This is a genomic window from Micromonospora sp. NPDC003776, assembly GCF_053605645.1.
Genome location: NZ_JBSGJR010000019.1, coordinates 23,035 through 34,910, shown reverse-complemented (window position 1 = coordinate 34,910; position 11,876 = coordinate 23,035). Strand labels below are relative to the sequence as shown.

Genomic DNA, 11,876 nt, shown 5'->3' with positions numbered 1-11,876 from the left:
GTGGGCCGCCGCGCTGGGCTGAGCTCGGGTCAGCCGCGCCGGGACCGGCTCCGGTACGCCGCCGCGGCGGCCCGGTTGTTGCACAGCTCGCAGCAGTACCGTTGCCGGCCCGCCCGGGTCCGGTCGAGGTAGGGCGCCCGGCAGGGGTCCGGCGTGCCGGCGCTCGGGCTGGCCGCCACCGGCGCCGCGCTCGCCGCCGCCTTCCTCAACGCCGCCTTCGACCTCTGCCTCGGCTGCGTTAGCTACCTGGCGCTGCGCCGCCTCGCCGGCCGCCCCCTGGCCGCCCGGGTACCCGGCCCGACGCGCTGACCACGGGCGACCTCGTCCGACCTCCGGGCCGCCCGGGGCCGCCACCGGTCCATGGCGGTCCGGCCGTCTGCGCCGGTCCGGCGGTCTGTGCCGGTCCGGTCGTCTGTGCCGGTCCGGTCGTCCGTGCCGGTCCGGTCGTCTGGTGCTGCCCCGCGGCCATCCCTGCGGGCCGCCGCGGTCGCCCTGGCGGCTGGCCGTTGTGCCGGTCGTGCCCGCCGCCGGCGGCAGCGGCACCGGCGGGGCCCTTCGGGGACACGCACAACTGGAGAGCGACATGTCTCTGAGACATGGAAATGTCTCTCAGACATGTCGCTCTCGAGGAGCGCCGGGGGAGGCGGGTTCACGCTCCGTAACCGTGGGTGCCTCGCATTGACCGAGTGGGCAACGCAGCTCAGGCGCGTTGGAAACGTTTTCGTAACGAGCCCTTGACCTGACCGCCGAGCCGGGCGCAGACTCCCGGAAACGTTTACAGCAGAGAGCCGGAGGTGCGGGGCGTGGGTCGTAAACGTTTACAGGAGTCGGCCGACGGTCGACCCACCGTCCACACCGTCGCCGCCCGCGCCGGTGTCTCCATCGCCTCCGCCTCGCGCGTCCTCAACGGCGTCGGCGGCAGCCCGGAGACCATCCGCAAGGTGCGCGAGGCGGCGGCCGAGGTCGGGTACGTGCCCAACGCCATCGCGCGCTCGCTCCAGTCGCAGCGCACCGGCCTGGTCGCCCTCGCCGTCGAGGACATCGGCAACCCGGTCTACGTCGAGATGATGCGGGCCATCGAGTCCGTGGTCGCCGCCTCCGGCCGGCAGCTGCTGGTCCACGCCACCGGCGGGCAGATCGCCAACGAGACCGCCCTGCTGCGCCGGCTCGCCCACCGGTACGTCGACGGCATGATCGTCTCCCCGATCCGGGTCACCGACGACCACCTGGCCGCGCTCGTCGACAGCCCGGTGCCGGTGGTGGTGGTCGGCCAGCTCGGCGCCGACGCCCCGGTGGACAACGTCCGCACCGACTCGCGTACCGGCGTGGGGCTGGCCGTCGGCCACCTGGTCGCGGCCGGACGTCGGCGGATCGGCTTCGTCAACGGCCCGCTCGACACCGTGCCGGGCGCCGCCCGCGACGCCGGCTTCCGCGCCGCCCTCGCCGCGCACGGCATCGCGCTCGACGAGCACCTGGTCGAGGTCGGCGACTTCCAGTACGCGGCCGGCCGCGCCGCCACCGAGCGGCTGCTGGCCCGGACCCGCCCCGACGCGCTGGTCTGCGCCAACGACCTGATCGCCGTCGGCGCGTTGCACGCCCTGCTCGCCGCCGGTCACCGCGTTCCCGAGGACGTGGCGCTGGTCGGCATGGACGACACCGAGCTGGCCCGGATGATGTTCCCGCAGCTGTCCAGCGTCTCCCTCGGCTCGGCCGAGCGCGGTCGCAGCCGCCGGCCACCGCCACCCCGTCATCGCTGGTGTAGGGGTCGAGGTGGGTGTCGTCGATGTTGTCGAGCGTGCCGGCGGCGACCGGGAGGGCAGGCTGCGGCGGCGCGGCAGTCGCCGTGTTGGCGCTGACGGTGAACACTGCCGCGCCGGCCATCCCGCTGGCCGTGGCTTGCAAGGGTGTGGGCAGGGGCATACGCCGCAGCCAGAGCGCGCCGGCGCGAAGGCGGGCCAGGAGCCGGACGGTGACTGTGTAGGCCACCACCAGCCACAGCAGCCACGCCCCGATGGTCAACGCGGCCGCCAAGGTTTGCTCGGTCAGTGGCTGCTCCACCCACGCCTGCACCTGCTGCCCGTCCGGCCACCCGCGCAGGGGCGCGCCGACCACGAGCAGCAACACCGCCGGCGGGCCGGCCAGGAGCAGGAGGACGAACAGCAGCCACACCACCTGCCGCGGCCACCGCACCCTCAACCACCTCCACCCGGCGGCATGGCAACGCCTCCCATCGCCGCTGCTGGCATCCGCCCGGCAGGTGTGGGCGGGGTGGGGCGGACGATGCGGGCCCACAACCGGGCCGCCCACCAGACCCCGACGGCGATGGCGTAGAAGACGCCGAGGACTCCGGCGGCCCGCCCGCTGACGATCGCGGCGGTGATCAGCGCGAGCGGCGCGCCGAGGATCAGGCGGAACACCAACGGTGTCACCAGCGCCATGACCACACCCACGCCGAGCAGCAGGCCACCGACGCGGCCGGCGAGGTCGATCCACAGCACCATGTTCGGCCACCGGTCGGCGGTCAACGAGTACTGGACGAGCAGCATGCCGGCGGCGGCGGTGATCACGGAACCGGTCGGCGCGGCCAGCAGCGCCGACCAGCCGCCGTGCGGCGCCCGCCATTGGCGGGCGGCGACCACCGCCATGGCCGCCGCCATCAGCACGATCGGGGTGATTGGCCACAGCGCCCAGCGCAGGAACCCGCCCACCGGCAGCGCGAAGTACTGGCTGGAGACCACCGCGTACAGGCCGGCGATCGCGACTCCGAGGGACACGGCGGCGAGGATGCCGACGCTGACCTTCCCACCTTCGGATCTGATATCGGGGGTGGGGCTGTGGGCGGCGATGAGGGAGCCGAGGATGGTGCCGGCGCTCAGGCAGGCCAGCAGGGCGAAGACGCAGGCCATGGTCAGCTCGCCCCAGTTCACGTTGACCGAGTAGTACAGGCCCCGGAAGGTCCTGGTGCCGTCGTGGTATTCGGCGGTCATCAGGTACTGCCAGAGCAGGGCAAGGGACGCCAACCCGGGCACCGCGAGCGCGACCGCCCGGCGTACCGGCGGCACCGGCACTTCGATCGGCGGGGCTGCCGCTCCAGGGTCGGCGGCGCCCGCGTCGGCGGCACCCCGGACGGCGGCGGTGGCAGGGTCTGGGACCACGGTCGGGGTGACAGCGGCGGTCCCGGCGATTGCCTGTGCCAGTAGCGGCATCCGGGCGACGCCGCCGACGCAGTAGACACCGGCAAGGTCGCTGGCGTTGATCTCCGCCGCGGCGATCGCTTCCGTGGTGAGCTGGGCGACGCGGTGCAGGACCGGGTGGGCGGCTTGTTCCAGCACGCCGGTGTTGAGCACCACCGCGGAGCCCTGCGGCAGCGGCACCGTCACCGCCGCATGATCGGCGAGCGCGTGTTTCGCGGCGCCGACGCTGGCCAGCATCGCCCACCGCTGACCGTCGTCACCTGCCGGGCCGTCGTCGGCGAGCGTGGCGACGAGAGCCTCGTCGATGGCGGTGCCACCGGCGGTCGGGTCCGCCAGGGTGGCGAGTACCTCGAACCCGGCCGGGCCGCGGCGCAGGACGCTGACCTCCGCGCCGGCGCCGACATCGCAGACCACGATGAACGACCCCACCGGCACCTGCACCCCCGCCGCGAGGAGGTGCCCGGCGACCGCCACGGGGGCTTCGATCAAGCGAGGTTGGGGCAGACCGGCGCGGTGAGCGGCGTGGCGCATCCACGTTCGCCGCCGCGGCCCCCACCCGGCCGGCACCACCAGCCGCACATCCTCCACCACCGCCCCGGTGACCCGCTGCGCCTCCCCCGCGACCCGGCGCAGCGTGGCGGCGACCAGATCGAGGGCGTCGACGTCCGCGCCGGCGACCGTGAGCTGCTGCTCCGGTGACTGCCGTGGTGCCGGGATGAACCGCTGCGGGTCGCTGCTGGCGGCCCGCCACGCCTGATGGCCGGTCAGCATGTTCCCGTCGCCGCCGAGCAGTACCGCGCTGGGCAGGGCAGGCTCGCCGTCGAACATCAGCGGCACCCATGTGCCGTCAGGCCACGCCACCACCGCGGTGGTGCTGGTGCTACCACAGTCGATCGCCAGCCGCGCCTCCCCCGCTCGCATAGACCTTAGTCAAACATGAGGATCACATTCACGTCACCCTCGAATTACTCACAGCCATGAGAACAGGGGCGCCGTCCTGTCGTGACCAACGCCCGGGACGCCTGCCCGGCACCCTGCCCCGCGGCGGAGGTCCCTGTCGCCGAATCCGGCTCAGTCGCCGCGCCTGACTCGGCCAAGGCTTGACCGGCTACCGCATGGTCGATACTCCCGCCCTCTGCTACAGACCAACCCCTTTCGAGGAACCGATGAACCAGCCAACGACGCTCATGTCAGCGTCCGCACAAGCCGTTGCGAACCGATGGACCCAGGCGGCGCTGTCCTGCGAGCCCGCCGACCGCGCGCGGGCCGAGGCGGCCGCCCGTCTCGCCTACCAGGCGGTAGGGCAGCCGGAGCCCTCCCGCTTCCTCTGGTGCTCCTCTCCCGCCGGCCGCTGTCGGAACAACTCCGAGTGCTCATCGATGACGGGCAAACGTCGCTGGTCACGTCCGTCCGGCGCGGCAACCTCAACCGGTCCGTAGCCGCGGCGCGGGCGCCGCTCTGGGAGCAGACCAGCGACCTTGACCGATTCAGGGCCTTCGGGGACTTCCACCAGTTCATGGAGTGGGAGGGCTACTACGGCGAACAGCGCTACGACGGCATCGAAGCCCGCTACAACCTCATGGAATACCCATACACGTGCAACCCCGTCACGAAGGCCGAGCACGCGGCCCTCGCCCCGGTGCTGCAGGCGGCTCGTCAGGTGTATGACCTCGCCCATTGCCCGATCTGGGCGACGATGGACCGCGCCACCACCGGCACCCACCGCATGAAGCCCGTCCAGTTCCGGGACACCGACCGCATGATCGTGGAGCAGGACGACGAGGCACGCCGTGGCCCGCTACTGCCTGGATCACGACGACCGGTTCTTCGAGCCGGCCTGGTGCTACTACCCCGATTGAGTCCTGCTCGCCGCCATCGACACCTACCGCGCCGTGCTTGGCACTACGCCTGATGCCGCTTGAAAGGGGTGCCGGGATGTGGCGTTGGCGGCAGGACCGCGGTGGCCGTTCGCGGATGTCGCCGTCATGACCCAACGGCCTACTCTGCTGCGGTTCAACGCGGGCGGCCAGCTGCACGCCGAGGACGAGCCCGCGGTCCTTCGGCCTGACGGCAGCCAGATGCGGGCCCGCGACGGCGAGGCGCTACCGCCACGGTCACCATCCGTCGCCACCCGCACGTGGGTTGGGGTCCGGACCGTTCCGGTCCGAGTCACCGCGACTGGGGTGGAGGGGCAGCCATGCGCTTGCACCGCGCCTGGCCGCCCCTTCGCCTCGTCGATTCAGCCTTCGGCTGCGCCGGACAGGTATGTCAGGAGGCGCAGGTGTTGAGCATGCTCTGCAGGGCGGACTTCTCCGACGACTGCAGGGTCAGCCCCCAGGTGTACTTCACGGTGATCCACATCTTGCTGTAGGTGCACCGGTAGGACGACAGGGGCGGCTGCCAGGTGGAGGGGTCCTGGTCGCCCTTGGCCTGGTTGACGTTGTCGGTGACGGCGATCAGCTGCGGGTGGGTGAGGTCGTTGGCGAAGCTCTGCCGCCGGCTGGTGGTCCACGCGTTGGCGCCTGAGCGCCAGGCCTCGGCGAGGGGCACGACGTGGTCGATGTCGACGTCGGAGGCGGCGGTCCAGGTCGCGCCGTCGTAGGGGCTGTACCAGCGGCCGGACACGGCGGCGCAACTGCTGTCGGTGACGACGGAGGTGCCGTCACGCTTGAGGACGGTCTCGCGGGTGTTGCAGGTGCCGCTGATGGTGATCCAGTGGGGGAACAGGTCCCGCGAGTATCCGCTCGTCGAGCCCTCGGTTTTGACGGTGAGGGCGTTGAGCTGCGACTGGGCGGTCGCCTTGGAGGGGATGCCGGGAGGCGTGGCGAGTGCTGGCGCGGCGTCGACGGCGAGTAGGTAGGCGCCGGCGAGGGCCGTGGTGGCTACGGCGGTGAGGGCTCGCCGCCGTAGTGAGGTTCGGGGTGACTGTCGGGTGACTGGCATGAGGGGCTCCTCGGCAGCGCGGTGAACAGCGACCATCTCGGCCGAGCATGTCCATCGAAGGTCGCCTTTGTGAAGGGGGGTAGAGGCTTCTGCGAATACTGGCCCGGACCAGCCTGCCTGCGTCGCCCCCGTGGTCGGGCAGGCGTGTCTGTTGCTGCTGGCGGGTTGGTGCGTGTCGACATGGCGACGGAACGGCGAATCGCGGCTGCAGCGGCGTCTTAAAGTGCGACTCTCAGGCTGGTAGCACACGCTGGGAGCGACGGTGGCCAACGACCTGATCGTCATGACGTGGAACGTGGAGAACCTGTTCCGACCCGACGACACCGACACGTCGGCGGCAGAAACGTACGCCGCGAAGCTCGCCTATCTCGCCGGACTCGTCTCCGGCACCGGGGCGGACGTGGTCGCCCTCCGGGAGATCGGCTCGCTGGGCGCTGTTGAAGACCTCCGGGCAGCCCTCGGCGAGCCCTGGCAGGCGTTGGTGTCCTCCCACCCGGACAGCCGAGGCATCCGCGTGGCGGTCCTCGCCCGCCACGCCCTGACGGAGGAAGCGCAGATCGTCGCGCTGCCGCAGGCGGGGCTGCCTGCGGTCCCCGACGTCGACGGTGGGAACCTCACGCACCTCGGTCGCGGAGCCGTCCAGGTGCACATCGACTGCGGCGGCCCCGGGCTACGGCTGCTCACCGCCCACCTCAAGAGCAAGTTGCTCACCTACCCCAGCGGGCGACGCTACCCCCGCAGCGAAGACGAACGCGCCCGCGGCGCCGGCTACGCCCTGCTGCGCCGCACCGCCGAGGCCGTCGCGCTGCGCGTGCACCTCAACGACGTCCTTGCCGCGGCCGCCGTCGACGGGCAGCCGGGCATGCCGACGATCCTGTACGGCGACCTCAACGACGGACCGGACGCCATCACCACGGTGCTGCTCGAGGGCCCCGCGGACGGAGACGTGCACCGACCGGACACGGGCGACGCGGTCCGGCTGTACAACCTCGGACGACGCCTGCCTCCCGCCCGCGCCTACTCCCGCATCTACCAAGGCCGCGGGGAACTCATCGACCACATCCTCGCCACCCGCGACCTCCAACTGCGCCTGGGAAGCATCGACTCCCTCGTTGACGACATCACCTCCATCGGCGCCTCCACCCGCAGCCGGGAGGGAGCCATCGTGCCGGATCACGCCCCGGTCATCGCTCGATTCACCACCCCGTAGCGCAAAGGGGCGATCGGGACAGGGTCGGCCAGTCATCGGGTCCGCCTCCCCCAAGTGTTTCGTCGCCCGGTAAGGAGAAGCGGCACCATCGCTTCCCACCGCCCTGAGGCCGTCTCGCAGCCACCGGAATCAACGGCTGCGCAACCGCCCACAAATCCTCCGGCGCCCAGGTCTGGACCATGTCCCCAACAACATCCGCCACAAATAGAAGATCGTGCCCGAGGCCACAACCTCACCAACTGAGACACCCCCGTAAGGGCCGCCCTGGCGCTGGCAGTAACACCAGCGGCGAGCATTAGCGGATCTCCTCGTCGGCCAGTCGTCAGACCGTCCAGCCTCGCCGGACGGGGACAAGGTGGAGCGCCCTACCGGACGAGTCTCAATGGCGGCTGTCAAGCGGTGGCGCCCACGACCCGTAGCGGCCTGGGAATTAGAAAAAGATCGCGGATGACTGAACGGGCGTTCGCACCTCTGGTCAGCCCGTCCGTGGTTGCCGGGCACTGTCGGTGGCTGCGGCTGGCCGTGGCTGTACGGATGGCTGTACGACCGGCCGGCGTTGACCATCTGACGTAGATTCCCAAGGGCACTGCGCAGTCGTCCGGCAAGATCCGGGGCGCCTGGTCACCGCGCGCTCGGCACCTGGATCGGTCCGGGCTCGTCCCGCTCAGTTCGCGCCGGGTGGTTCCCACGTGCGGCTATCAAGCCGGCCCCGTTGATCCATCGCCTCGGCCGGACTGTCCGGCTTGGCGCAGGTGCTCGGCAACTACTGATCAAAGCGGTTTACTCGTCCGCGACTCGCGTCGGTCCGTTCAGCGCCGTTGATGTCAAGACCGTTGCGGCTGTTGCAGGGGCGCCTCCTGCCCTTGCCCGCGTGCCGTTCTTATGGACGGATTTGACACGGTGAGGGTTAGGTCTAGCCCCTTCGTTGGTTGTGGTTCGCTGCTCACGGTCGGTACGGTGCGCCCGTGCCGAGGTGGTTGCTCCGCGTTCTGCTGGGATTGGCAGTCGGTGCCCCAGCGGCGTCTGCGGCATGGGTGGCGGTGGCGGAGAACAAGCCGGTATCCACTGTGCTGGTTGGTGGGTTGGCCGCGACGGTAGGGGCCTTCTCGCCGTTCCTGTACGAGCGGGTTTCAAGGCTGGTGCGGCGGGTGGACTTCGGCGCTGTGTCGACCGTGGCGCCGTCGTCACTGGTGTGGCTGCTGTATCCGTCGCAGCAGGTTGTTCCGTTCCGCGGCCGAGAGGCGGAACTTCGACAGTTGTCGGCGTGGTGCGAGGATCGCGGCGAGTCGGTCGTCCGCCTGGTCTTCGCCCCTGGTGGCTACGGCAAAACCAGGCTGGCGTTGCGGCTAATGGATGATCTAGGCCGTGTTTCATAGGTCGGGTCAGAGCCATTCGTTGATCGCGGCGACGTGGAGTGTGGCCTGGTAGCGCACGGCGAGCTTGTCGAACCTGGTGGCCATGGCGCGATGGCGTTTGAGCTGGTTGATGCCGCACTCGACGGCGTGACGCTGCTGGTAGATGTGGGCGTCGAAGGTCGGCGGTCGGCCGCCCTTGGACCCCTTCTTGCGCCGGGTGGCGGCCTGATCGATTTTGATCGGGATCGTGGCCGGGATGCCGCGCTGGCGTAGGTGCTCACGGTTGACGCGGGAGCTGTACGCCTTGTCCGCGAGGACCCGGTCGGGTCGAGTGCGGGGGCGGCCGCCGTCGGGCCGGGGAACCCGGATGCGGGCCAGGACCCGGATGAACTGCGGGCTGTCATGGCACTGCCCGCCGGTCAGCAGCATCGACAGCGGCTTGCGGCCCTGCTCGCAGGCCAGGTGCAGCTTCGTGGTCCAGCCACCCCGCGACCGGCCCAGAGCATGATCAGCCGGCTCGTCCTCGACCCCACCCGGCGGTTCCTTCTGCAGCTCGGGCTGCGTGCGGGCGCCGGCGGCGTGTTGATGCGCCCGGGCGATGGTCGAGTCGACGCTGACATCCCAGGTGATCAACCCGGCGGCGTCGGAGCGGGTCTGCAGCCCGGTGATGATCCGTTGCCACACTCCGGCGCGTTGCCAGCGGCGGAACAGCCCGTAGACCGTCTGCCAGGGCCCGTAACACTCCGGCACGTCCCGCCAGGGCGCGCCCACCCGCACCCGCCACCGGATCCCGTCGATGAGCTGCCTTTTACTCCACTTCAGCGGTCGTCCTGGCTTCTTGCCTCTGGGCAGCAGCGGTTCCAGTGCCGCCCACTGCACGTCGGTCAGGTCGAACCGCCTCGTCACCGGTATGGTGGCCACGAGGTCTCCGTGCTGATGGTCTGTCTTGGTCGATGAACCATCTACCGGAGACCTCACTGCGTATCGATCACCGACACGCCGAGATCCCAGGCCGGGGCCGACTGCCAACCCCAGCTATGAAACACGGCCTAGTACGCCGGGGTTGGCAGTGTGTTCCCGTACAGATGGGAAGCGAGGGGCAGGCGGCGGATAAAGCGACTACCGATGGTGCGCCGAGCCGCCTGCTGCTGATCGTGGACTATGCCGAGTCTCGCCCTGGTAGGGGGTTAGCGCAGTTGCTGGTGGCGGCGTCGCGGCGTCGCGGTGACCAGGTTCGCGTGCTGCTGCTAGCCCGTACCGCTGCTTCGTGGTGGACGTCATTGTCTGCCTCGGTTCATGAGCATGCGGCGCTGTTGGATGCGTTGACCAGTGATCGGCGCAACCTGGTGGCGTTGGATGCGCGCATCGATACACGGCCGGCGGTTGAGGTGGTGGCGCATGCGGCAGAGGTTTTCGCGCGCAAGCTCAGACGGTCGGCTCCAGCAGATCTAGAGCATCGGAAGTACCCGGAGAATGCGCCGGTGCTGCGGTTGCATGCGGCGGCCCTGGTAGCGGTGTTAGGTGGCCCGGCCAACGGCTACGGACGGGGAGATGTGATTGCGGAGGTTTTGGGGCATGAGCGTCGGTACTGGCGGGGCAGCGCCAAACGCCACCGAATCAACCTGCCGGCCGACGAAGAGGAGGCTGATGCGCTGCTGGCTCGGGTCGTTGGAGTGGCGGCGTTGTTCGGAGCTGACGACGAGCCGGCCGTTGCCGGCCTAGTACGGCGTGCCTTACCTACCGTGGCGGCTGAAAGGGCGGATGGCGGACAGGCCGTGGACGGAGAAGCGCCGTGGGTGCGGTGGCTGCGCGGTCTCTACCCGGCCGACGAGAGTCCCTCGGCCGAGGGGCGATTGGGCACGCTGCAGCCGGATTTGCTCGCCGAGCACTTAGCGGTGGGGGTACTGGGCAAATTTAGCGCTAACGAGCGCGAAGCGCTGTTTCGCGGACTCGGGGTCGGGCAGGCGGTGCAGGCGTTGACCCTGCTGGGCCGGGCTGCGGTTGACCACGCTGCGGTTGAGGAAGCCGAGGTGGACGGGTTCATCGGTGAGGCGCTAGCCGCGGACGTGGCGACGATGGCCGAGGCAGTGGTGCAGGTGGCTCTCCAGTTCCCCGGCCGCTACGCCCCACGGATGGCGATGCTCTTGGCCGAGCAGTCACCGCACGAACTGCAGTGGCTGCGTAGCCTGGCGCAGCGGGTGCCGTACCCTTCTTTGGAGTTGCACCGGTTGGCGCTAGCGCTGACTACCGTGATCATCAGCAACGATGCGATGGAAACAGCGGCCGACCGTGCGAAATGGCGCGCCGTGCACGCCGTCCGGTTGGCGGAGGCGGGCCGCCGGGACGAGGCCCTGACCGTCAGCGGCGAAGTCCTCGACCTGTACCGACAGCTGGCACGGCACAATCCCGAGGAATACCTGCGGGACCTCGCCGCGTCGGTGAGCAATCACGCCGTCCGGTTGGCGGAGGCGGGCCGCCGGGACGAGGCCCTGACCGTCAGCCGCGAAGCCGTCGACCTGTACCGACAGCTGGCACGGCTCGACCCCGGCGCCCACCTGCCCGACCTGGCAGGGGTAGTGAACAACTACGCCGTCCTATTGCCCGAGGCGGGCCGCCGGGACGAGGCCCTGACCACCAGCGGCGAAGCCGTCGACCTCTACCGAGAGCTGGTCCGGCTCGACCCCGACGCCCACCTGCCCGATATGGCAATGTCAGTGAACAACTACGCCTCACGATTGGCGCAGGCGGGCCGGTTGACAGAAGCATTGATCACCAGCGGCGAAGCCGTCGACCTCTACCGAGAGCTGGTCCGGCTCAACCCTGACGCCTACCTGCCCGACCTGGCAATGTCGGTGAGCAATCGCGGCGTCCTGTTGGGGGATGCGAATCGGCGGGCGGAGGCATTGATCGCCAGCAGCGAAGCGGTCGGCCTACGCCGGCAGCTGGTCCGGCTCAACCGCGACGCCTACCTGCCCGACCTGGCCGTATCGGTGAACAATCATGCCGCAGATTTGGCAGAAGTGGGCCGGTTGGCCGAGGCACTGATCGCCACCGGGGAAGCCGTCGACCTCTATCGAGAGCTGGTCCGGCTCAACCGCCACGCCTACCTGCCCGACCTGGCAGCGTCAGTGCAATACCACGCCTCGCGGTTGGTGCAGGCGGGCCGGCTGGCCG

At 70.2% G+C, this 11,876-nt stretch carries 10 protein-coding genes and 1 pseudogene; 7 read left to right on the top strand and 4 right to left on the bottom strand.

The features are described from left to right. Positions 1–29: 29 nt before the first annotated feature. Entirely contained in the window at positions 30–179 is a 150-nt protein-coding gene (locus ACWEVO_RS03620) for a CGNR zinc finger domain-containing protein (protein ID WP_452305998.1), read from the bottom strand. On the opposite strand from ACWEVO_RS03620, the gene ACWEVO_RS03615 reads away from it, so the two are divergent. Next, complete coding sequence (locus tag ACWEVO_RS03615) at positions 154–309, top strand: DUF4395 family protein (RefSeq protein WP_452305997.1); 156 nt, start codon at positions 154–156, stop codon at positions 307–309. The two genes, ACWEVO_RS03620 and ACWEVO_RS03615, sit on opposite strands and share 26 nt — an antisense overlap. Positions 310–803: 494 nt before the next feature. Further along, entirely contained in the window at positions 804–1,856 is a 1,053-nt protein-coding gene (locus ACWEVO_RS03610) for a LacI family DNA-binding transcriptional regulator (RefSeq protein ID WP_452305996.1), read from the top strand. Between the two features lie 336 nt (positions 1,857–2,192). Here ACWEVO_RS03610 and ACWEVO_RS03605 read toward each other — a convergent pair whose 3' ends face one another. Beyond that, a complete protein-coding gene (locus ACWEVO_RS03605) occupies positions 2,193–4,115 on the bottom strand; it encodes an Hsp70 family protein (protein WP_452305995.1) in 1,923 nt (640 codons plus the stop codon). A gap of 448 nt (positions 4,116–4,563) precedes the next feature. Here ACWEVO_RS03605 and ACWEVO_RS03600 point away from each other — a divergent pair, with 448 nt between their 5' ends. Both ACWEVO_RS03600 and ACWEVO_RS03595 read left to right on the top strand, forming a co-directional pair. After that, on the top strand, positions 4,564–5,106 hold the full coding sequence (locus tag ACWEVO_RS03600) for a hypothetical protein (RefSeq protein WP_452305994.1): 543 nt from the start codon (positions 4,564–4,566) through the stop codon (positions 5,104–5,106). Between the two features lie 25 nt (positions 5,107–5,131). Next, the gene (locus tag ACWEVO_RS03595) at positions 5,132–5,482 is read left to right on the top strand and encodes a DUF6745 domain-containing protein (RefSeq protein ID WP_452305993.1); all 351 of its coding nucleotides are present in this window, start codon (positions 5,132–5,134) and stop codon (positions 5,480–5,482) included. Here the strand turns inward: ACWEVO_RS03595 and ACWEVO_RS03590 are convergent. Beyond that, on the bottom strand, positions 5,463–6,137 hold the full coding sequence (locus ACWEVO_RS03590; protein WP_452305992.1) for an HNH endonuclease family protein: 675 nt from the start codon (positions 6,135–6,137) through the stop codon (positions 5,463–5,465). The two genes, ACWEVO_RS03595 and ACWEVO_RS03590, sit on opposite strands and share 20 nt — an antisense overlap. Positions 6,138–6,399: 262 nt before the next feature. On the opposite strand from ACWEVO_RS03590, the gene ACWEVO_RS03585 reads away from it, so the two are divergent. Together ACWEVO_RS03585 and ACWEVO_RS03580 are read left to right on the top strand one after the other, a co-directional pair. Then, a complete protein-coding gene (locus ACWEVO_RS03585) occupies positions 6,400–7,347 on the top strand; it encodes an endonuclease/exonuclease/phosphatase family protein (protein WP_452305991.1) in 948 nt (315 codons plus the stop codon). Between the two features lie 1,040 nt (positions 7,348–8,387). Further along, on the top strand, positions 8,388–8,723 hold the full coding sequence (locus ACWEVO_RS03580) for a hypothetical protein (RefSeq protein WP_452305990.1): 336 nt from the start codon (positions 8,388–8,390) through the stop codon (positions 8,721–8,723). A 6-nt stretch (positions 8,724–8,729) separates the two neighbouring features. On the opposite strand, the gene ACWEVO_RS03575 is transcribed toward ACWEVO_RS03580, so the two are convergent. After that, entirely contained in the window at positions 8,730–9,623 is an 894-nt protein-coding gene (locus tag ACWEVO_RS03575; protein ID WP_452305989.1) for an IS5 family transposase, read from the bottom strand. 275 nt (positions 9,624–9,898) lie between these two features. Between ACWEVO_RS03575 and ACWEVO_RS03570 the strand changes: the two are divergent. After that, positions 9,899–11,876: pseudogene (locus ACWEVO_RS03570) on the top strand (hypothetical protein); the annotation flags it as partial.

What these genes read in the sequence shown, in the direction of transcription:
- ACWEVO_RS03605 (WP_452305995.1), bottom strand. Translation starts at nt 4,115, where the DNA reads ATGCGAGCGGGGGAGGCGCGGCTGGCGATCGACTGTGGTAGCACCAGC.
- ACWEVO_RS03590 (WP_452305992.1), bottom strand. Translation starts at nt 6,137, where the DNA reads ATGCCAGTCACCCGACAGTCACCCCGAACCTCACTACGGCGGCGAGCC.